General features: G+C 34.4%; 17 protein-coding genes and 3 pseudogenes. 17 read left to right on the top strand and 3 right to left on the bottom strand.

The annotated features are described in order from the left end of the window. Positions 1 to 442 precede the first annotated feature (442 nt). The 12 genes and pseudogenes from IGL15_RS13550 (at position 443) to IGL15_RS13495 (ending at position 12,793) form a co-directional block, all read left to right on the top strand. A complete protein-coding gene (locus IGL15_RS13550; RefSeq protein WP_104765189.1) occupies positions 443 to 664 on the top strand; it encodes a hypothetical protein in 222 nt (73 codons plus the stop codon). An 80-nt stretch (positions 665 to 744) separates the two neighbouring features. Further along, the gene (locus tag IGL15_RS13545; RefSeq protein ID WP_104765188.1) at positions 745 to 2,268 is read left to right on the top strand and encodes a type I restriction-modification system subunit M; all 1,524 of its coding nucleotides are present in this window, start codon (positions 745 to 747) and stop codon (positions 2,266 to 2,268) included. Then, positions 2,258 to 3,502 (top strand): restriction endonuclease subunit S, encoded by a 1,245-nt coding sequence (locus tag IGL15_RS13540; protein WP_438767976.1) that lies wholly within the window; start codon positions 2,258 to 2,260, stop codon positions 3,500 to 3,502. The genes IGL15_RS13545 and IGL15_RS13540 overlap by 11 nt, the downstream gene beginning before the upstream one ends. A gap of 3 nt (positions 3,503 to 3,505) precedes the next feature. Continuing rightward, the gene (locus IGL15_RS13535) at positions 3,506 to 6,583 is read left to right on the top strand and encodes a type I restriction endonuclease subunit R (RefSeq protein ID WP_104765230.1); all 3,078 of its coding nucleotides are present in this window, start codon (positions 3,506 to 3,508) and stop codon (positions 6,581 to 6,583) included. 148 nt (positions 6,584 to 6,731) lie between these two features. Continuing rightward, a pseudogene (gene rpsI / locus IGL15_RS13530) lies at positions 6,732 to 6,857 on the top strand (30S ribosomal protein S9); the annotation flags it as partial. Between the two features lie 688 nt (positions 6,858 to 7,545). Continuing rightward, positions 7,546 to 8,790 carry an NAD(P)H-dependent oxidoreductase gene (locus tag IGL15_RS13525; RefSeq protein WP_104765229.1) on the top strand — a complete coding sequence of 415 codons (1,245 nt, stop codon included), beginning with the start codon at positions 7,546 to 7,548 and terminating at the stop codon, positions 8,788 to 8,790. A 166-nt stretch (positions 8,791 to 8,956) separates the two neighbouring features. Beyond that, positions 8,957 to 9,340 (top strand): transcriptional regulator GutM, encoded by a 384-nt coding sequence (locus tag IGL15_RS13520; protein ID WP_002307777.1) that lies wholly within the window; start codon positions 8,957 to 8,959, stop codon positions 9,338 to 9,340. Positions 9,341 to 9,358: 18 nt separating this feature from the next. Then, positions 9,359 to 9,898, top strand: a complete 540-nt coding sequence (gene srlA, locus IGL15_RS13515; protein WP_002307775.1) for a PTS glucitol/sorbitol transporter subunit IIC — start codon at positions 9,359 to 9,361, stop codon at positions 9,896 to 9,898. 30 nt (positions 9,899 to 9,928) lie between these two features. Continuing rightward, a pseudogene (srlE, locus tag IGL15_RS13510) lies at positions 9,929 to 10,936 on the top strand (PTS glucitol/sorbitol transporter subunit IIB). Positions 10,937 to 10,974: 38 nt separating this feature from the next. Further along, a pseudogene (locus IGL15_RS13505) lies at positions 10,975 to 11,088 on the top strand (PTS glucitol/sorbitol transporter subunit IIA); the annotation flags it as partial. A 243-nt stretch (positions 11,089 to 11,331) separates the two neighbouring features. Beyond that, positions 11,332 to 12,273: a sugar-binding transcriptional regulator gene (locus tag IGL15_RS13500; protein ID WP_002307771.1), complete on the top strand. Its 942-nt coding sequence runs from the start codon at positions 11,332 to 11,334 to the stop codon at positions 12,271 to 12,273. A gap of 160 nt (positions 12,274 to 12,433) precedes the next feature. Beyond that, entirely contained in the window at positions 12,434 to 12,793 is a 360-nt protein-coding gene (locus IGL15_RS13495; RefSeq protein WP_002307769.1) for a PTS glucitol/sorbitol transporter subunit IIA, read from the top strand. Positions 12,794 to 13,245: 452 nt separating this feature from the next. Here IGL15_RS13495 and IGL15_RS13490 read toward each other — a convergent pair whose 3' ends face one another. The 3 genes from IGL15_RS13490 to IGL15_RS13480 all read right to left on the bottom strand — a co-directional run bounded on the left by IGL15_RS13490 (position 13,246) and on the right by IGL15_RS13480 (position 15,842). Beyond that, complete coding sequence (locus tag IGL15_RS13490; RefSeq protein ID WP_225585776.1) at positions 13,246 to 13,959, bottom strand: transcriptional regulator; 714 nt, start codon at positions 13,957 to 13,959, stop codon at positions 13,246 to 13,248. 450 nt (positions 13,960 to 14,409) lie between these two features. Next, positions 14,410 to 14,649 carry a zinc ribbon domain-containing protein gene (locus IGL15_RS13485; protein WP_002307766.1) on the bottom strand — a complete coding sequence of 80 codons (240 nt, stop codon included), beginning with the start codon at positions 14,647 to 14,649 and terminating at the stop codon, positions 14,410 to 14,412. 452 nt (positions 14,650 to 15,101) lie between these two features. Continuing rightward, complete coding sequence (locus tag IGL15_RS13480; RefSeq protein WP_231691965.1) at positions 15,102 to 15,842, bottom strand: DNA alkylation repair protein; 741 nt, start codon at positions 15,840 to 15,842, stop codon at positions 15,102 to 15,104. Positions 15,843 to 17,071: 1,229 nt separating this feature from the next. On the opposite strand from IGL15_RS13480, the gene IGL15_RS13475 reads away from it, so the two are divergent. The 5 genes from IGL15_RS13475 (at position 17,072) to IGL15_RS13455 (ending at position 20,752) form a co-directional block, all read left to right on the top strand. Further along, positions 17,072 to 17,326 (top strand): hypothetical protein, encoded by a 255-nt coding sequence (locus IGL15_RS13475; RefSeq protein WP_104765228.1) that lies wholly within the window; start codon positions 17,072 to 17,074, stop codon positions 17,324 to 17,326. Positions 17,327 to 17,489: 163 nt separating this feature from the next. Further along, positions 17,490 to 18,407 carry an ATP-binding cassette domain-containing protein gene (locus tag IGL15_RS13470; RefSeq protein WP_002287502.1) on the top strand — a complete coding sequence of 306 codons (918 nt, stop codon included), beginning with the start codon at positions 17,490 to 17,492 and terminating at the stop codon, positions 18,405 to 18,407. Then, positions 18,400 to 19,182, top strand: coding sequence for an ABC transporter permease subunit (locus IGL15_RS13465; protein WP_002307763.1), 783 nt, complete (start codon positions 18,400 to 18,402; stop codon positions 19,180 to 19,182). Before IGL15_RS13470 ends, IGL15_RS13465 begins: the two co-directional genes overlap by 8 nt. Next, a complete protein-coding gene (locus IGL15_RS13460; protein WP_002307762.1) occupies positions 19,183 to 19,863 on the top strand; it encodes a response regulator transcription factor in 681 nt (226 codons plus the stop codon). Continuing rightward, positions 19,856 to 20,752, top strand: a complete 897-nt coding sequence (locus IGL15_RS13455; RefSeq protein WP_104765227.1) for a sensor histidine kinase — start codon at positions 19,856 to 19,858, stop codon at positions 20,750 to 20,752. Before IGL15_RS13460 ends, IGL15_RS13455 begins: the two co-directional genes overlap by 8 nt. Positions 20,753 to 20,884 lie beyond the last annotated feature (132 nt).

The following is a 20,884-nucleotide window of genomic DNA, read 5'->3' as shown; positions in this document are numbered from 1 at the left end:
TCGTTTTGATCTCTCGCTATCTTAAGATATTATCAGTATCTAATGTTTTTTTATTTGAGATTATGTAGCTGCTTATCCATATTACATATAACTATAGTTTGGTTAGTAATAGTTTTCTGGTCCAATAAAAGATATGGAAGTTTAACATGAGGTGTTAGAGTTATAATTATTAATTCAAACTTTAATTAATAACACGCTATTTTTATTTTGCTAACTTTAGATTCATCATTAAATGATTGTATAGGCACTCAAAAATATAAGGAAAATATCCAATCAGTTGTTAAAGGAATTTTTAAAAGGTGATGAAAATAAATTAGTTAAAATTTATTCAAATGAAATTAAAGGTGTTGCGTATCTTTTATAAGAGACCTAAGTCTACAGAGTTGATTTATTAAGATTTATAGATATAATTGATTAAGTTAAATAAGGATGATGGATAAAAATGAATACAAAACGTACTTACGTGGAAATCGAAAAAGATTTCCATCATTTGAGGAAAAGGAACTATTATCCAAAACAGTATAATGAGAAATTACAAGCACTGATGGATGAGATAAAAGAAAACTATGATTTTTCAGTTTATACAGAGGAGAATTCTCGAGCAATTGCTTTGCATTATCATATGTCTCAAAAATTTCAAACGGATAAACCCACTCTATTTTGAATGGGTTTTTTTGCTGTCCTAAAACTGTTCAAAAACTGTTATAATAGTAAAGTATGACAATGATTAGGAGGAAGTAAATAATGGTATCAGCAGAACTTAAAATTGAAGATAAACTGTGGGCAGCTGCAGATAAACTAAGAGGAAGCATGGATGCTTCAGAATATAAAAATGTTGTTTTAGGATTAATATTTTTAAAATATGTTTCAGACAGTTTTGAAGAAAAATATGAAGAACTAACTAAAGATGAGTATGCGGATCCGGAAGATAAAGATGAATATTTGGCTGATAATATTTTTTGGGTACCTTCTGAAGCAAGATGGGAAAAAATCAATCGTGATGCTAAAACACCAAAAATTGGCGAAACGATTGATGAAGCGATGATAGCTATTGAAAAAGAAAATTCTTCTTTAAACAATGTATTACCTAAAAATTATTCAAGACCTCAATTGGACAAAACTCGTTTAGGAGAAACAGTCGATTTAATTACTAACATTAAAGTAGGGGATTCCGAAAACCGTAAAACTGACACTTTAGGAAGAACCTATGAGTATTTTCTTGGGAAGTTTGCAAATGCGGAAGGAAAAGGTGGCGGAGAATTTTATACGCCACGTTCCGTAGTTTCATTACTAGTTGAAATGCTAGAGCCTTATGCAGGACGTATTTATGACCCTTGTTGTGGAGCAGGTGGAATGTTTATTCAATCAGAAAAGTTTGTAGAAAATCATCAAGGGAAAATTGGTGATATTTCCGTTTATGGACAAGAATTTAATCCAACAACATGGCAACTTTGTAAAATGAATCTTGCAATCAGAGGAATTGATGGAAATATCGGCACCAATAATGCTGATACATTCCAAAACGATTTACACAAGGGGTTGAGAGCGGACTATATTTTAGCCAATCCTCCCTTTAATATCAGTGACTGGGGTCAAGAAAAGCTACTAGAAGATTCTCGCTGGAAATATGGCATACCACCAAAAAATAATGCGAACTATGCTTGGATTCAACATATGGTGTCTAAATTAGCACCAGAAGGAACTGCAGGTTTTGTATTAGCCAATGGAAGTATGTCAACGTCTACAAAAGATGAATTTGAAATCCGTAAAAATCTAATTGAAAATGATTTAGTAGAATGTATTGTGACCTTACCAAGTCAAATGTTTTATAATACTCAAATTCCAGCATGTTTGTGGTTTGTAACAAAATCCAAAGCAAAAAAAAATGAACGCAATCATCGAGGCGAAATTTTATTTATTGATGCCAGAAATGAAGGGTTTATGGCTGATAGAACAACAAAAGAGTTTAGCGAAGAAGATATTAAAAAAGTGGCAGATGCTTATCATGCATGGAAGGGAACCAACGACAAAGAATATGATGATGTAGCAGGTTTTTGTTCATCAGCTTCATTGGAAACTGTTAAGGAGCAAGACTATATTTTGACTCCTGGTCGTTATGTAGGTTTAGAAGATGAGGTAGCAGATTCTGAGCCATTTGAAGAAAAGATGGAACGATTAACTACGTTGTTATCAGAACAATTTATTCACTCTCATCAATTAGAAGAGAATATCCGAAAAGCACTTGGAGGGATTGGATATGAAATATAAAAAAGTCAAGTTAAAAGATATAATTTTTTTTAATCCCAAGGAAACTATAAAAAAAAATCAGTTAGCAAAGAAAATTCCAATGGATGCGTTAATACCTTTTACAAGAAAAGTTGGATATTATGAGGTTAAAGAGTTTAATAGTGGTACAAAATTTAGAAATAATGATACTCTGATGGCTCGAATTACTCCGTGTTTAGAAAATGGTAAAACTGCGTATGTTAATATCCTAAATGAAGATGAAATTGCATTTGGTTCAACAGAATACTTCGTATTACGTGCAGATGAGAATTATATACTCCCAAAATATTTATATTATATTTCCATATCAGATAAACTAAGAAATGTTGCTATTAAGTCAATGACAGGAACTTCTGGAAGACAGCGTGCTCAAAAAGAATCTATTTTAGATTTTGAGATTGAATTACCATCAATATCGATTCAAAAAAAAGTATTATCCATTTTAGATTCTATTGACTCAAAAATAGAATTAAACAATCAAATTATTTCTAATCTTGAAGAACTAGCATCCACATTGTTCAAACGATGGTTTGTTGAATTTGAATTTCCTGATGAGAATGGAAATCCCTATAAATCAAGTGGTGGAAAGATGGTTTACAGTGAATTAGGTGAAATTCCTGAAGAATGGGAAATAATAAAACTGTCAGATTTAGTTGTTCAGATAAAAGAAACATTTAATCCAAATAAAACCGAAGTGGAAAAAGTAAATCATTTTAGCATTCCTAATTTTGATTCTAAAAAGTTTCCTGTTATAGAGGATGTAAATACTATTAAAAGTAATAAAACAAAAATAACAGATTTTACAGTGTTATTTTCAAAAATGAATCCAAATTTTGAAAGAGTATGGTTAACAGAACTAAATAAAAGTTATTTAAATGTTTGCTCACCAGAGTTTATAGCATTAGATTGTAAAAATATTAATCTACAAACTTATACTTATTTTTTATGCAAGTCAACCGCATTTAATAGGTTCTTAGTTAATAATGCTACTGGGTCAACAGGCAGTAGACAACGTATAAAACCAAGTATAGCAATGGGGTTTAAATTTGTTGGTGCAGTTGATTTAATTAATAAATATGGTGAAATTTGTTCAGGGATAAGTGAGCAAATTATGAATTTAAGGAATCAAATCGAGAATCTTAAAGAAATGAGAGATGCATTACTACCCAAACTACTATCAGGTGAAATAGAACTATCAGAAGATGAGGAGGTGTAATTTTTGGCTGAAGAATACCATTTCAATGAAAATGATTTAGAGTTAGTTGCTTTACGTTGGTTAGAAGAAGTGGGATATACTTCTGTTTCTGCCAAAGAATTAGAGGATAGTGGGATGTCTAAACGGAAAGATTACAAACAAGTGGTATTAATAGACCGTTTGAAAGAAGCTCTTGTAACAATTAATCCTGAATTATCAATGGCAGTGATTGATGAAGCCATTAAGACAATTACTGTCCATAAACATCCCAATATGGCGGTCAATAATCAGACTTTCCATAGATACATTACAGATGGTATTGAAATTCCTACGCGAGAAGGTAATCGTAATGTGACAAAACGCATTTTATTATTTGATTTTAATGAACCAAAAAATAATGACTTTTTAGCCGTCAATCAATTTATCGTGGAAGAGGATAATCAACGCAAGAGAACGGATATTATTCTTTTTGTCAATGGATTACCTATTGTGCTGTTTGAATTAAAGAATGCGACTGATGAAGCCGTAGGCATTTCAGACGCTTATAACCAATTACAAACATATAAACAAGAAATTCCTTCATTACTTACGTTTAATGAATTTATGGTTGCTAGTGATGGTGTGCAAGCAAAAGTAGGAACTTTATCAAGTAATGAAGAACGTTTCATGGTTTGGCGAACGATTGATGGAAAAGTGGAACATGGAACAGCTAGTAGTCAATTAGAAGTGCTAATCAAAGGAATGTGTAATCCAGAAGTATTACTTGATTTACTTCATCACTTTATCTTGTTTAAAACTGATGGGGATAAAACGATTAAAATTTTAGCAGCCTATCATCAATACCATGCAGTGAATCGTGCAGTAGAAGAAGCAAAACGTGCAGTTAGCACTGAAGGAGATAATAAAATTGGGGTTGTTTGGCACACTCAAGGTTCAGGTAAAAGCCTATCAATGGTTTTTTATACAGGGAAGTTGGTACAAGAATTAAACAATCCTACTGTCGTAGTTTTAACTGATAGAAATGATTTAGATGACCAATTGTTTTTAACGTTTAGTCAATCAAGTGATTTATTACGACAAACACCAAAACAAGCCAATGATGGGGACGAGCTAAAAGAATTACTGTCTGTCAATGCGGGTGGCATTGTGTTTAGTACCATGCAAAAATTTGCACCTAAAGAAGGTAACCAGATGGATGTATTGTCTGATAGACGAAACGTTATCGTGATGGCAGATGAAGCTCACCGTTCTCAATATGGTTTTAGTGCTGATGTTAATGCAAAAGATGGCTCAATCAAATACGGGTATGCTAAGTACTTACGAGATGCGTTACCTAATGCTTCCTACATTGGTTTTACAGGAACACCTATTTCTAGTGCAGACAAGTCTACAAAAGCTGTGTTTGGGGATTATATAGACGTATATGATATGACCCAAGCGGTAGAAGATGGAGCTACAGTAAAAATCTATTATGAAAGCCGAATCATCCCTGTATCACTTCCTGATGGATTAGATATAGACGATTTAGTAGAAGACATTGTGGAAGGTCAAGAAGATGATGTCGCTTCAAAAACAAAAGCAAAATGGAGTCGGATAGAAGCTATCACAGGTTCACAACCTCGATTAGAAAAATTGGCTCAAGATTTTGTGAAACACTTTGAAACAAGACAAGAGGCTTCTTTCGGTAAATCAATGATTGTTACAATGTCTAGAAGAATTTCGATTGATTTATACCAAGAAATAATTAAACTTCGTCCTGATTGGCATTCTGATGACGATGACAAAGGGAAAATTAAGATTGTAATGACAGGTTCAAGTAGTGACCCAGATTATTGGCAACCTTTTATTGGGAATAAGACAAGACGTGATAAATTAGCGAAGCGAATGAAAGATGATTCTGATGAACTTCAAATTGTTATTGTTCGAGATATGTGGCTGACAGGTTTTGATGTTCCTAGCATGAATACCATGTATATTGATAAACCAATGCAAGGGCATAATTTAATGCAAGCAATCGCTCGTGTAAATCGTGTATTTAAAGACAAAACAGGTGGATTGATTGTCGATTATATTGGTATTGCACCGAATTTGAAAAATGCTCTACAAGAATATACACCAAATGACCAAAAACAAGCAGGGATTGATACCCAAATTGCTGTGAATTTAGTCAAAGAAAAATATGATTTGATTACCAATACGATTTTAGATAAGTTTGATTATTCTAATTTCAATTCAACAGATTATGCGAAAAAATTACAAGTTATTACAAATGCTGCAAACTATATTTTAGGATTAGATGATGTTGAAGATGTTAAGAGATTTAAAGATTTAGTAACGGAAATCACTCGAGCGTATGCTTTGTGTGTGACAGAGGAAGAAGTTCAACAATACAACGCTGAAATTGCCTTTTTTAAAGCTGTAAAAGTATATTTAATTAAATTAAACTTTGTAGATGGAGTAAAATCTCCTCAACAAATCGATGAAGAACTGAAGCAATTAATTTCTAAGTCTGTTGTAACGGAAGATATTGTGGATATTTACGATTCTCTAGGATTAGAAAAAGCTGAATTGTCTATTTTGTCTGATAAGTTTTTAGAAGAAATTAAAGAAATGCCACAGAAGAATCTTGCTTTACAATTACTTGAAAATTTATTAGCAGGAAAAATAAAGTCTATTCAAAAAACGAATGTTGTTCAAGCAGAAAAATACTCTGAACTATTGAAAAAATCAATCAATAAATACAATACTAGAGGAATTACTTCTGAAATTGCCATTCGTGAATTAATTGAATTGGCAAAAGACATGAAAACAATGAAAGAAGAAGGCGAAGAATTAGGCTTGACAGTCGAAGAAAAAGCCTTTTATGATGTTATCTCTAAAAATTCGGATAAAGATGAACAAGTTCTAAAAGATATTGCAGTAGGTATCGCTAAAACCATTGAAGAAAATATGACAATTGATTGGACAAAACGTAGTTCTGAGAAAGCCCGAATGAGAGTTGAAATTAAACGTTTTTTGAGAAAAAATAATTTTAAGACGGATTTAGAAACCATTGATTTAGTGATTACACAAGCAGAGCTAATGGCAGAAAACTTGATTTAGAGGTAAAAATAGAAAAGCCTTAATTTTAGGCTTTTTTATTTTTGGGTCTGGATTTTGAAATTTTGAGGTAAATCGAAGAATTTAAGACTGTATTCTAAAGGGGAATAAATGGTGAGAAAAACCATTGTAAACGTTGATATATAAGTATTTCCGTTCTGCTTTAAAACGTGCTGGGTTACTTACTCGTGACGCACGTATGGTTGAACGTAAAAAACCAGGTCTTAAGAAAGCTCGTAAAGCATCTCAATGCTCAAAACGTTCATATATCTTGTAGATCAGCGATTCAGACGTTTCACAACATTGTTTGTGAAACGTCTTTTTTGTTGTTGACAACATTTTGGTATGCTTTTTTGAGATAAATTACGTTAAGCAATTTCACCAACTGGCATTTGCATCACGCTAAGTGTTCAGGTAAGTTCGAGTAATATTTATATCGATATAGATCAATGCATCTGGAATTTGTTCAAGGATGAGACAGATTTTTTTGCTATAAAGTAACATCGATGTATCTCGTCTTATGCATCATTGTCTGAACAAGATCTCTGTGACGACGATCGAATTCATTTAGTATTTTAGATAATTTATATGTAGTCTCTGAGCAACATTTTCCTATCGTCATGGAAAGTAAAGAGTAATTGATCTGGAGTTTGCTTAATATCAGTTCTTCTTTTTGCTGATTTTTTCATTGTTATAGTAAATTCCTCTTTTGTAGATATTTATATTAATAAAAGAATTACAACACAAAGGTTAATATAATCAATAAAATTTCAAGAAAAAATCTTTCAGTAGTTGTCTATATTTATTCAGTTCTTCATTTAATATCTATAATAATGTAATTTGCGATAATAAGCCCTTTTTGTCGTTTGGTAATATAGTTGACATTTGACAAAAACAATGATATAACTATTTTGTAAAATCAAATGACATAATTGTTGTCATTTGACAAATAAGGAGGAGAAATCATGACATTATATACAAAATTATTACAACGAGAAAAGGATGGCCACCCAATTAGAGTTGGAGTGATTGGCGCAGGACAAATGGGTTTTGGGATGATTTCTCAAATATCAACTATTCCTGGGATGATTGTCTCTGGTATCAGTGATATTAACCTGGAAGCTGCTAATCGTGCGGCAGAAGCTTATAAAGCGAGTTCGGCTCTAAAACATGACATTTTGATCAGTCCAGATTTCAAAGACGTGATTAACTCAGACAAAGTTGAAATTATTGTTGATGCAACTGGTGTTCCTGAAGCAGGGGCACAAATTTCTTTGGAGTCGTTGATGGCAAAAAAACATATTGTGTTGCTAAATGTAGAAATTGATATCACCATTGGACCATTAATGAATAAAATGTATGGAGCTACTGATTTGATTTATACTGGATCAGATGGAGACGAACCAGCAGCAACAATGCAAATGTATGAATTTGCTAAAAGTATGGGTATGGAGGTTTTGGTTGTTGGTAAAGGAAAAAATAATAAATTGATGGTTCATGCCAATCCTGACACAGCAGCTGAAAAAGCAAAAAAACAAGTGATGGGTCCTAAAATTTTAGCCTCATTCCAAGACGGTACAAAGACAATGGGGGAAATGAACTTACTATCCAATGCAATGGGGTTTGTACCTGATGTGGTTGGAATGCACGGCATCTCAGCTGATTTGGATGGCACTGTCAATAAATTAGATCTAAAAGAAAATGGGGGAGTTTTAAGTAAATTTGGGGTTGTTGAGTATGTAGATGGTATTGCTCCTGGTATTTTTTGTATTGTTAAAGGACAAAATGAAGGCGTGGCCCACGAAATGAACTACTTGATGAAGAAAGGAGATCGTGATCACCACATTTTATATCGTCCATTTCATTTATGTTCACTTGAAACCCCAATTACAATTGCTCGTGCAGTATTGGAGCAAGATACAGCAATTTTACCTATGGGAGCACCAATTTCTGAAACAGTCTGTGTGGCGAAAAAAGATATTAAAGCTGGTGAAAAAATTGATGGTATTGGTGGATTCTGCGTTCGTGGTGTATTAGAAACACATGAAGATATGGTAACAAATGCTAATATTCCAATCGGGTTGATTGCTGGAGCAATTGCTAAACGTAATATTAAAGATGGTGCATTTTTAACGATAGAAGATGTAGAATTGGATGAATCAACTACAGTTTATAAACTACGCAAATTACAAGATGAAGCATTTGCATAATTTGTAATAGATGATCTTCCTCCAGCTTTTTTTGTACTTTATTATCTTTATATGATACAAAACGGCTCCTATTCGCCTTGTGACGATGGAACAATTCAATTACAATTAATAAAGATTGACATCACTATTTTCAATTGAAGAATGATGGCTGGAGGAGAGAGTTTTTATGCGAGGTTTAACCATTTTAGGAACACTTATTATCGTCGCTCAGGTGTTACTCAGTCTTTATCAAATCCGTTACTATAATGCTTTTATGAATAAACTAATTAAAAGATACGATACATGTCCTGGATACACGTTAACAACTGAAGTGGAAAAAAATTGGATTTCTTCGGTAGTACTCGTGGTTATAACAGATAGTCAAGATACTATTACAGAAGCTTATATATACGCTGGACTAACCATTTTTTCGCAGTTTAAACCGTGTGATGTTTTGACAGGAAAAACAATTTCACAAAATTTAAAAAATGAAATTGCCAAAGAAAAACCAACTCTTAAGCAGAGAGCGATTCATTCATTTTTATCCAAAAAAATGAAATCGGTTACTTAAAATAAGGAGGAAAAATAAATGAAATATATTGAATGGTTTGGCAAAAACTTTATTGGCTTATTTGAGGCTGGCGGAGAACAATTTATGGCTTTTATGACTGGTATTATTCCTTTGTTGATCGTTTTGCTGACGTTTACTTATTCTATTATTGCCTTTATTGGCGAAGAACGCGTAAATAAAGCAATTAAAGCAAGCGCCAAGTTTTTGCTGCTACGATATACTGTTATGCCAGTACTATCTGTTCTTTTATTGACAAATCCTATGGCTTACACATTTGGTAAATTCGTTGAAGAAGATGAAAAACCTGCCTTTTACGATGCAGTAGTTTCATTTCTACACCCAGTGACTGGCCTGTTTCCCTATGCAAATGCTGGTGAATTGTTTGTTTATCTTGGAATTGCCAATGGTGTTATGAAAGCCGGTTATGATCAAGGGAGTCTTGCAGTTCGTTATTTTTTATGTGGTATCGTTATAATTTTTGTACGTGGCTTCATTACTGAAAAAATCACTAAATTCTTAATGAAACGTGAAACATCAGCTAAAACAGAAGTGGCATAATCTGGCTAAACATATGTAGGGGGAAGAAATATGTATAAAAAAATTTTTGTAAAGAAGGGTAGTAATGGTTGGGGGCAAGGCTTAGAAATTCAACCAGAAGGTAAGAAAACAAAAATCATTTCTGTGACTGGTGGTGGGATTCACCCCGTTGCGCAACGGATGGCAGATTTAAGTGGTGCTGAAGTGATTGATGGTTTCTCTAATTCAGTTCCAGAAGAATAAATCCTGGCAGCAGTTATTGATTGTGGTGGTACTGCTCGTATCGGTGTTTATCCAATGAAACGTATTCCGACCGTGGATATACTGCCATCTTCGCCATCAGGACCTTTATCAAAACATATTACAGAGGATGTTTTTGTGTCAGGTGTAAAGCCTGAAGATGTGGAAGTTGTGGGGGACGTGGTGACGACGGAAGCAAATGCGGCTCCTAGTCCAGCTTCCGTCGTCGATGAAGACTTTGTTGAAACATATGCCAAAGTAAAAGCAGATCATGTCTCAGCCAATGCTAAGAAAGACAGTATATTAGTTAAATTTTCTCGTGGTATTGGGAAAGTCATGGGGATTTTTTACCAAGCAGGTCGCGATGCTGTAGATATGATTTTAAAGAACATCATTCCGTTCATGGCATTTATTTCCATGATTATCGGAATCATTAATTATACTGGTATAGGGGATTTAATTGCAAAAGGACTGGCACCTTTTTCTGATTCGATTATAGGCATGCTTGCGATTGCTTTTATCTGTAGTATGCCTTTCTTGTCACCGATTTTGGGACCTGGTGGAGTTATCGCACAGGTCGTTGGTGTATTGATTGGCACACAAATTGGTGCAGGAACAATCCCAGTTGTGTATGCCTTACCTGCATTGTTTGCGATCAATGCACAAGCAGGATGTGATTTCATTCCAGTAGGTTTGTCTTTAGGAGAAGCTAAACCTGAAACGGTACGCGTTGGTGTGCCTGCTATTTTGTATAGTCGCGTCATCACTGGCGTACTAGCAGTAGTTATTGCTTGGGTATTCAGTATTGGAATGTATTAAGGGAGGAAGATGATTTGGTTTAATGAAAAGTTTTAGAAGTAGGGAAAATGATTTCTGCATTTGAAAAAGAAAAATTACTGATTCTATTTGAACAAAATACAACAAATGAGTTAAAAACAAATTATGTGATTCATGAATTGGAGACAACATGAATACACCGTTACTTACGTTGGTGAATGTTACAAATAAGAACTTTAAAGAATTAAGACATATCTCCATCTATTTCAAATTCAGTAAGGTTGAAGCTCTTCTAGGCGCAATTGTTATAGAACCAGATAACTTTTCATCAATACAAGAAAAACGAATTAATCAATTTTTACTAATAATTTTTTTATCTGTGTCATATGCCAATCTATATGTTATATTTTACTAAAAAGGCAAATAGGAGAGATGTTATGGATCGCGCTGATGAAAAAGAATTGGTTAAAATTGCGTCAATGTATTATGAAGAAGGGATGACACAAGCAGAAATCGCGAAAATTATAGGCGTTTCTAGATCGTTAGTTTCTAAAAATTTAATTGATGCTAAGGAAGCAGGGCTTGTTGAAATATTCATTAATAGCAAGAGTGTTTACTCGGTAGAACTTGAAAGGAAACTTGAGCAAAAATTCAACCTGAAAAGCGCTATAGTCGTTGATACAATGGACTTAGCTGGATCTGAAGTTGATAAGATGATTGGTCGGCAAGCAGCTTTGTATTTGCAAAAAGCATCAAAAAAAGCAACAAAAATTGGAATGTCTTGGGGAAAATCATTGAGAAAACTAGTCGATAATTATCCTTTCACCAATCAACCTGATGTGACAGTATATCCACTGATTGGTGGTATGGGTGATGATTATGTTGATATTCATTCCAATCAATTGTCATATGATCTAGCAAGAAAAATGAGGGGAAAAGCTAAGTATCTTTACGCCCCAGCGTTAGTATCTAATCCACGTATTAAAGATGATTTATTCGAAAATCCTACTATCTATAGTGTTATAGAAGAAGGTCGTGATGTTGATATTGCCTTGGTTGGGGTTGCTAGTCCATTCGAGAAAAGTACTATGGCTGAAATCGGCTATATCAAAGAACAAGATATTTCTGAGCTAAAGAAAAGTGGGATTAAAGGAGATATTAACTCGCGGTTTTTTGATGAAAACGGTAAAGAGGCTGACTGTCAGCTAAATAAAAGTGTGATCGGTGTTAATCTGGAAGACATAAAAAAAATTCCTACGGTGATTGGTATCGCATATGGAATAGAGAAGGTTGAGTCAATAAAACTTGCTTTAGAACATCAATTAATTAATGTTATTGTAACTACTGATAAAGTGGTGAATGAGTTATTAATAGACTAGAATTAGATAATATGAAAGAGTACTGGACGCTACTTACACCATGTAATCAATAAATACGACTTGAAAATATATTTTTTTCTACGTTAGCTTAAGTTAAACTTAGTAAACAGTTTTGCTATGTAATTTCTTTAATTGTATTAATACGAGAGGAAGTGGCAAGATGTATAAAACAACAATCACTGAAATAGGGGACCTTGTACCAGATTTCCAAGAGGAGCGTCTTTTGATTCTTTTTGGTCCTAAAGCAACACCAGAATTACGCTCAATTAGCGTCATACATGATCATGTGGATGAAAAAAAGAATGTTATAGTAAAAGGTGGAAAGCTTACTATTGCTGGTAAAGAATATATAATTGGTGAGGTTGGTTCGGCAGCTAATGCAAACTTCAATGAATTAGGTCATGTTTCTATCTATTTCCGTGATGGTGAAAATGAAGTGTTACCAGGAGCAATAATTGCTAAACCCAATGAGTGGCCAGATTTTAAAGTTGGAGAGGAAATTATATTCTCTAATAAGTAACAACAAAGTCCACTCAACTATTTTGAGTGGACTTTGTTGAAAATTGAAGGATATCTCTTGATAAAACGTCCGATCATATTTAAATAAACTATTGGTATTTTTTGGATAAAAAGTAGAGGTTGTACTATTGAGAAGTAAAATAAAAATGTCTATTTTTATTTTACTTCTTTGGCATGTTCCTATAAATGGCATGGGTTTACGACTATTTGTAAACTAATACAAACCTTTAAGTAAATCATCTATTGAAGTTTCAAAAAAACGAATATCAGTCAATTCTATCATTACAAGGCGCTTTCTTGTTTTTGTAGGTGTTATTTTTTTTGATTTAGAAATTAAGTTGGTGAGGTACTTTTTCTTCTATTATGATAGAGAGTAGCAGATAAATGGACAGTTATTTGTCTAATAGCTAATTTTAATTTTTTAATCATTCGTTATTTTTAATAGAGCTGTTTTTAAGGATGAGTGCTTTTCTTTTCCTTTTGCTTTTTATATACTCTGGCTCTTTTGACGTGTTCTGCGGTGATTCGAGGGTAGGCCATACGTACTTCTTCATCTAGGAAGCAAAGATCACAGATTGTCTGGATTCGTTGGGTCTCTGAACGAATGAAATCATCGTCTTCTCGAAAAACAGCAGCAATCAATTCAAGTTGAGAAAGACGCAATGTGATGACTAAGCGTCCTTGTAAACTCGGATGTTCTTTCACTAAAGTTTGGAGGTCGGGAACTAAAGACAATGCTTCTTCATATCTATCAAAGAGTAGCTGGATCAAGGCATAGTTAAGTAGATGATTGGCATATTTAAAAGACCAGTCTTCTTCAAAATCACGGTAGTTCTGATAATTCTTTTTAAAGCGTGAGAGGAATAAAGGGCGGATATCATCTGCCAACATTGGCAAAATGATGCTTGCGTTATTCATTTCCTTTAGCGTCCACGTCTCCATCTGCATCAAATAATCTTCCATGAACTTTATTTCTTCGGTATTGACTTCGCTTGTCTGTGCATCGATTCGATCAATAGTAGCGAGTAAGTGGATGAGGTACGCATAAAAACGTTCTTCTTTTTTCTTACTATCTTTGTACTTCAAATAAAACTTAGGTTCTTTTTCCACATGTTGGAATCGTTGGGTTTCTTTAACACTAGCGCCAACTTCTAAAAGTAAGGTCATATGGGCATGACGTAACCCATGATTTGTTACTTTTTCTCTAATTTTTTTATTGTTGGTACAATCAGCACGTAACGGCTGGTTAACTTGGTCATTAGCGAAGAAAAAGGTTATCAAAGAAGCATAGAAAACGAAAAAATGGAAAAAAAGCTAACCTTAAGTAACATTGCGCTTTTAAAATAAATCAATTAAAACGTTAAGAAACCCATTTTTATGTATCTTTATCGAAGTCACGTGCATAAAAAGCAATACGGAAACTGAATATAGATTTGCAATAAATTTTTTGGTTTATATATTGATACACAAAATAAGAAACTCTTGAACTTGAATTAAACAATTTTCTCAAGGGTTTCTTATTTTGTGTGGGAAATAGATCGGTAGATTATTTCTGGTTTTAATTTGAGGTATGTTTTAACGTATACTAAAAAATAAACTTTCTGAACTTTGAATAGATTAGTTCTTCCAAGCTGGTTGTTCAGACAAATATTGAATGGCTGCTAATTCGGCGTCCTCTGCTTTCATATTTTGGGAGCTAACCAAAAAGTTAGTCATTCCAATTTTTGCATCTTCATAGGACCACATGGTACCGTCTTCATTTGTACAGTGACTACAATAATTTTTAGATGAATCTCCTAAGGCAAAATCTGATTCCGCTTTCATTTCCATGCCACATGATACACAGTTTACAGACATTCGAATCACTCCTTATATTTTATATCAACTATTATAACAGATTACAACAGATTACAACAGATTACAACAGATTATAACAGAATTTTCTGAATATATAAGCGTATGGCTTTTATTCCAGTAATAGTGTATTTTTTCAAGTGAAGCCCTGAGTAATATCAAGTATGTTTTCGAGTCAATCATCTGGAAGAGCTCAGCTAGTTCTTTAATAGAAAAAGCGACGCTCTATTATTGATTTCCATTTTGTTTAAGTATTCTATTAAAAGTAGCGATAAGCGTGAGTTAGCTAATTTACCGAACTTTGTTTCGTTTGAGAATATATTTTTGAAGTTTTAGATTTGTTGTTAAGTGCGAAATAAAAGTTTACAATACAATCTTTGCAGATAATATATTCAGAAAAGTAATTTGATTTTGTTATACTAAAATTATATGGTGAAAAAAAGAACTATACGGAATTAGTTGTTTGTTTCAAATGAACTCTTGCCCATTTTAGATTTTTTAGAAATCAATCTACTTCTTTCTGGAACTGAAACTAATAAAACCAGTTCTTTAAGAGCATCTTTTCCTATCCATATCTTGCTTTTTATATCAGATTTAGTTAAATCATGAGCAATTTCTATACTCATTTCTTTTGCTGGAATATCTATTTTTCCCAACTCTCTAATCGCCCAAGAAATCGCTTTCTTTACATGCAATCGTTCATCGTTACTATAATTTTTGCATAGAAGAAGGTAATCAGAAATCTCTTTATGGTTTATGACTGAATGAGTGGACATAGATGCAATCAATGTAAAGGCTGCTCTTTTGTAGTATAAGTCGTTCATCGTAACCCACTTGTGAATATAGAAGTTAAAATGTTTAGAGTGAATTAAATTTGTTTTACAGAAAAGATCACACAAATCCCAAGAAACTATCCTCGACATAAACCAATCTATTTCATCAGGCGAATATTCAATTGTTTTCATGAGAAGTGTACCTAGTATCTTTGCCTCATGATAATTGGTTTCCCAAAGTGCCTTTATAAATTCCTTATTTGCGTTATCTTTCTTTAGTCGTGTAGCAATCTTCCTTAAACAAGCTGTACTGACACCAATTGTTTCTTTCTCGGGAATTCCGAGTTTTATTATATTGCTTTTGTATTTTTCTGACGAATACTGAGATAGTTCTTCCAGTAATGACATGATATTTTTTGTCACTTTAATCCCTCGCTTTCTTAGTGGATAATTTTTAGCGGATAATTTAATTATATATTAAAAACACTTAGATTTCTTGTTTTTGTCTATTAGAGCAATATTTTGACGTATATTTTGATAAATCGATGATTACTATATGAGTGTGGAGCAACACGGTTAATTCTTCCGTTAAAATATAACCTTTCTTTATTTAGACAAGGATGAACAAAATAAGTTGAAACAAATAATGATAGAGGTATCTGAGAGGATTAAAAATGATTACTAAAATACTACATTCAAATTTTCAGAGACTCAATTTCATTTTTGAATAAGCATAGATAGACGTTTCTAAATTATATGTTATAGTCGAATGTTATTATGAAAAAATTTGACCATAGTGCGTGTTGGATAATATAGATTTCTTTGGAATGATTTTATCAAACAATTTCAACAGTCAATAAGCTCAAAGAAAATTCTTCGAGTAAATAAATTTAATTCAAGGCCAGTAATTATTTTTTTCAATCCGTCAACTCGTCAAAGTTGATTTTTAGGGTGATAACTTATGGTAATGATAGGGGATTACTTCAAGTAGTTGTGAATAAACATATAACATAGAATCATTGCTTTTAGAGCTAAAAATCATTTAATATTCTTTAATAAAACCTTGACTTGATTAACTAGGTCTTAAAAAAGCCCGTAAAGCTTCACAGTTCTCAAAACGTTAATTGCGATTATCGTTCGAGTTCACGAGTTACGAGAATCGTACTGGGCGAAGCAATGCTGAGCGCAGTTACCTTAATCCTAACTTTTCTGGCACTTTCCACAATTTGGAAAGTGCCTTTTTTGTGCTTTTAGCTATGTTAATAGGTAGGATTCTTGGTCTATAATATCATTCGATCTATAAACAAATGGGAAAAAGATCAAGTATCTTCAAACAATATTATTTATCCGCCTCTGAGGTTGTGACAGAAGTGGTCAGCTTCAAGAAATAAGAAGGAATGTACAAAAATTGCTTCTCATGTTTGATAAATATTGTGACTTGTGACCGAGGAGCTGGCAGGAGAACACCGTTTATTCGGAAGAAGGGATTGTGAAAAGTCTTTTGTCATAACCTCTTATTTGGTAGCTAATTGTAAATCCCAAACGGCATGTATTATTTTTCATAAGTCCGTTTTTAAGGATTAATGTTTTCTTTTGCTTTTTATATGGTCTAGCTTCAGCGAGAAGTTCCAACGCATATACAAGGACGTCTGATGTCAACGATAACATCGATTACCATGGTGGCCAGTCCACTTGGATTAGCACTGTTTGGTGCGCTCTTTGATTGGAAGACAACGCAACCACGTCTGCGAGACAGTCTGATTTTTCTGGGAGGGAGTCTTGCTATAGTTATCCTTATAACCGGTCTGGTAAAATTACTCAAGCTTGATCTGAAAGAAGCAAAAATTTTCAGTGAAGAGGAATACAGAGAAACGACTTTGGTCGAAAAGAAAGAATCAGGAAACTGATACAAGCGTATAACAAACTGCCTGATAATAGGAAAGACACGTATTGTCCGATTGTTTTTTTTGACATTCAATTGGAAAATTTACACTTTCTTTATACATTTCTGGCTGCTTTCTTTATACCCGTCAACTATACTTCACTTATCAATAAGAAAGAAGGATAAGTATGGATTTTGGAAATGAAACGGTCTTGAAAGCAACTGGTATAACCAAAAAATACGGTGCTGCCAAAGCATTAGATAAAGTATCGATCGAAATCAAACGTGGAATGATCTATGGATTGATTGGGGAAAATGGAGCGGGTAAGTCTACCTTTATGAGAACTATTATGGGTTTGATCTCGATTGATGAAGGTTCGATCGAATTATTTGGAACGACGGATTTGCAGGCAGCAAGACGACGTATGGGTCAATCGATTGAAACCCCTGCTCTTTATCCAGAATTAACTGCAAGAGATAACCTACGTATCCAAGCAGCGAACGGCGGTGTGTCGGATAGAGAAATCGAAGACCTGCTGAAAATGATGCGATTGGAAAATACAGGGAAAAAGAAAGCAAAGAATTTCTCTTTAGGTATGCGCCAGCGTTTAGCTATTGCAAATGCACTGATCACGAATCCAGAATTTTTGATTTTGGATGAACCGACGAATGGGATGGATCCAGCAGGGATGGCAGAAATGCGAGAAATCATCCAACGTTTGGTAAAAGAACGGGGAATCACCGTCTTGCTTTCTAGCCACTTGCTAGATGAATTGTCACAGATCGCCACTCACTATGGTATTTTGCATGAAGGACACTTGATCAAAGAATTATCGAAAGAAGAATTGGCACAAGAATCTCGTCAATTTATAAAAATTGACACTTCGGCGACGGAACAAGCAGTAACGGTTCTCGACTCTCTTGGTTATAGGGATTATTTTGTCCAATCTAGCCGTGTTATCCAGCTTTTTGAAGGAATTGACCAAGTAGCAGCCATCAATCAAGCATTGGTAGAGGCAAAAGTTCCTGTGGATGGTATCCACCTAGTTGGGCAAAAACTGGAAGATTATTTCTTACAATTAACTGGAGGCAATCCACATGTTTAATCTATTAACTGCTGAAAAAATAAAAGTATGGAAGAGCCGTAAAATGTGGGTCTCACTAGGACTGATGGTCGTACTTCCGCTTTTTTATTCTTGGAACGAATGGTATATGCATACAAAATACGGCAATGAATTAAACCAAGCAACGGATACAGTCATCAACGGTGCAACAGGGATTTTAATGGTGGAAAAAATGGCTGCATGGATTCTTCTGGCTTTCGCAGCATTTGCGTGCTTTTATATTGGGGAAGAATTTCAAAACGGTACGATTCGCAATACGTTATCTTTAGGACGGAATCGAATGACTTATTATGTGTCGAAACTTCTCGTTACGCTTTTGATCACAACACTTGGCGTGGTTTTGATTACGGGGCTAGCCATGATTGCTTACACACTTGCTTTCGGATTTGGTGAAGTTGAGGGAATCAAAAACTATGGAAATTATGTTCTAAAAGTATTTCCTGTATTGCTTCTGCTGACATTAGGGACATTATCTGTTCCAGTGGCTTTGACATTCATCACTAGAAGTACCAGTGTCAGTTTGCTTCTTTCTTTTCTTTATATCATGGGAACGGCCTTCGTTCCCGGTGTTTTCGCAAAAATCAAAGGCTTGGAATTTCTAACGGAGTGGTTTACGGAAACGTGGCTCATGTATACGGACTTTGCGCAACAAGCAACTTATTCGCAAGCACCGAAAATGATTCTGGTCAGTCTAGTAACAATCGTGGTATCATCAGCTCTAGGAATGTTTATTTTCCAAAAATCTGACATTAAGTAGGTGGTCCTGCTGGAAACTATTTTGATTATCGAAGACGATGAAGCTGTTCATTCCTTACTGGAGGAGGTTCTTGAACAGAGATACAAACTTCTTGATGCTTATTCAGGTACGGAAGGAAAATTATTGTTAAGCACATATCCTGTCGATTTGATCCTTCTAGATCTCATGCTTCCAGGGCTTTCAGGTGAAGCATTGTTAGCAGAAATCCGACAGACATCGAATGTTCCGATTATCGTTCTTTCAGCAAAAAGCGATCAAAGAGATAAAGTTTCCTTGTTGGTAGCAGGAGCGGATGACTATGTGACGAAACCATTTGATATCGAAGAACTTTTGTTACGAATCGGCATCCAACTTCGTCATCAGACTTCTGTCCAAGTAAAAGATCTGTCACAACGCATCTATTACAAGGAAATCTTACTGGACAAAGAGTCGAGGGATGTAAATGTGAATGGCGTGGCTGTCCATTTGACAGGAAGAGAATTCGATCTGCTGAAGCTTTTTCTAGAACATCCGAAAAAAGTATTTTCGCGAGCAAATCTTTATGAAACAGTTTGGCAAGAACCATATTTTGATAGTGAGAAAACAGTGAATATGCATATTTCCAATCTTCGAGGGAAACTAGCAAAGGCACATGCTGTGTATATTCATACGGTGTGGGGAGTGGGGTTTAGATTTGATTAAGTGGCTGTTGCTTCTCGTTGTTATCTTTATGGGAAGTTTTATTTTCTTCCTGCAAAGGGAAATCAAGCGATTAACTAAGAAAATCGCCACTCTTTCTGAACGACAAGAATATGGTGGTCGTCTTTCAGTCGAATTTCGAGAAAAGAATCTAATGGACCTAGTAGATGCACTGAATACATGGGTGGATGAAAATGAACAAAAAGGACAAGCATTTCAAGAAATGGAAGAAAACATCAGACTATCGATCGTCGGCCTTTCTCATGATCTCAGAACTCCTTTGACTGCTATTAACGGTTATGTACAATTACTGGAACAGGTAGAGGATACGGAGAAACGGGAGAAGTATTTAACGATCATCAAACAATCTGTTGCAAGATTACTCAGTATGACGGATCAGTTTTATGATCTTGCTCGAATAGAGACGAAGCAAAAAGAAATGGATCTCCATACGCTTTCTTTTTCTAAAGAGGTGGAAGAAGTATTTTTCTCTTTTTATGAACAATTTTCTGAGAAAAATATCCAGGTAGCGTTCGCTGAACACTCGATAAATACAACTGTATTAGCAGATCCGCTCATGTTGCTGCGAGTGCTGCAAAATATCATACAGAATTTATTGCGTTATGCAGATGGACAAGCAAAGGTGACATTTTCAAAAGAGGATCCATTCATTCGATTAACAGTGGCCAATCCTATCAAACCAGGAGCGCAAACCTCTGTTGAAAAAGTCTTCCAGCGTTTTTATACAGAAAATACCAGCCGCACAAATACGGAATCTAGCGGAATCGGGCTTTACCTGTCAAAAAAATTGGTGGAAGGAATGGGAGGAGAGATGACCGCTAGATTAGACGGGGGCATCTTCTCCATCTCCGTCAAGTTGCGGAGGGTTTAATTGGCTCTAATTTACCTGAAGTGAATGACAAAAAAATTGTATCTCGTTTTAAAGACATCTTCTTTTTTGGAAGGTGTTTTTATTTTGGTGTGATTGATACGAATTAGGTAACGAAGATAGTTATTTTTGTAC

Origin of the sequence: Enterococcus sp. DIV0436a, from assembly GCF_051711605.1 — a bacterium.
Classification (GTDB): domain Bacteria; phylum Bacillota; class Bacilli; order Lactobacillales; family Enterococcaceae; genus Enterococcus_B; species Enterococcus_B faecium.
Note: the sequence above shows the minus strand (reverse complement) of the source record. Positions and strands in the feature narration are given on the sequence as shown.

Excerpts from the sequence above, each read along its gene's own strand:
- IGL15_RS13465 (WP_002307763.1), top strand. The coding sequence starts at position 18,400 with ATGTTTAATCTATTAACTGCTGAAAAAATAAAAGTATGGAAGAGCCGT.
- IGL15_RS13485 (WP_002307766.1), bottom strand. The coding sequence starts at position 14,649 with ATGTCTGTAAACTGTGTATCATGTGGCATGGAAATGAAAGCGGAATCA.
- IGL15_RS13470 (WP_002287502.1), top strand. The coding sequence starts at position 17,490 with ATGGATTTTGGAAATGAAACGGTCTTGAAAGCAACTGGTATAACCAAA.
- IGL15_RS13545 (WP_104765188.1), top strand. The coding sequence starts at position 745 with ATGGTATCAGCAGAACTTAAAATTGAAGATAAACTGTGGGCAGCTGCA.
- IGL15_RS13490 (WP_225585776.1), bottom strand. The coding sequence starts at position 13,959 with ATGACCTTACTTTTAGAAGTTGGCGCTAGTGTTAAAGAAACCCAACGA.
- IGL15_RS13500 (WP_002307771.1), top strand. The coding sequence starts at position 11,332 with ATGGATCGCGCTGATGAAAAAGAATTGGTTAAAATTGCGTCAATGTAT.
- IGL15_RS13495 (WP_002307769.1), top strand. The coding sequence starts at position 12,434 with ATGTATAAAACAACAATCACTGAAATAGGGGACCTTGTACCAGATTTC.
- IGL15_RS13550 (WP_104765189.1), top strand. The coding sequence starts at position 443 with ATGAATACAAAACGTACTTACGTGGAAATCGAAAAAGATTTCCATCAT.
- IGL15_RS13520 (WP_002307777.1), top strand. The coding sequence starts at position 8,957 with ATGCGAGGTTTAACCATTTTAGGAACACTTATTATCGTCGCTCAGGTG.
- IGL15_RS13540 (WP_438767976.1), top strand. The coding sequence starts at position 2,258 with ATGAAATATAAAAAAGTCAAGTTAAAAGATATAATTTTTTTTAATCCC.
- IGL15_RS13525 (WP_104765229.1), top strand. The coding sequence starts at position 7,546 with ATGACATTATATACAAAATTATTACAACGAGAAAAGGATGGCCACCCA.
- IGL15_RS13475 (WP_104765228.1), top strand. The coding sequence starts at position 17,072 with ATGTCAACGATAACATCGATTACCATGGTGGCCAGTCCACTTGGATTA.
- srlA (WP_002307775.1), top strand. The coding sequence starts at position 9,359 with ATGAAATATATTGAATGGTTTGGCAAAAACTTTATTGGCTTATTTGAG.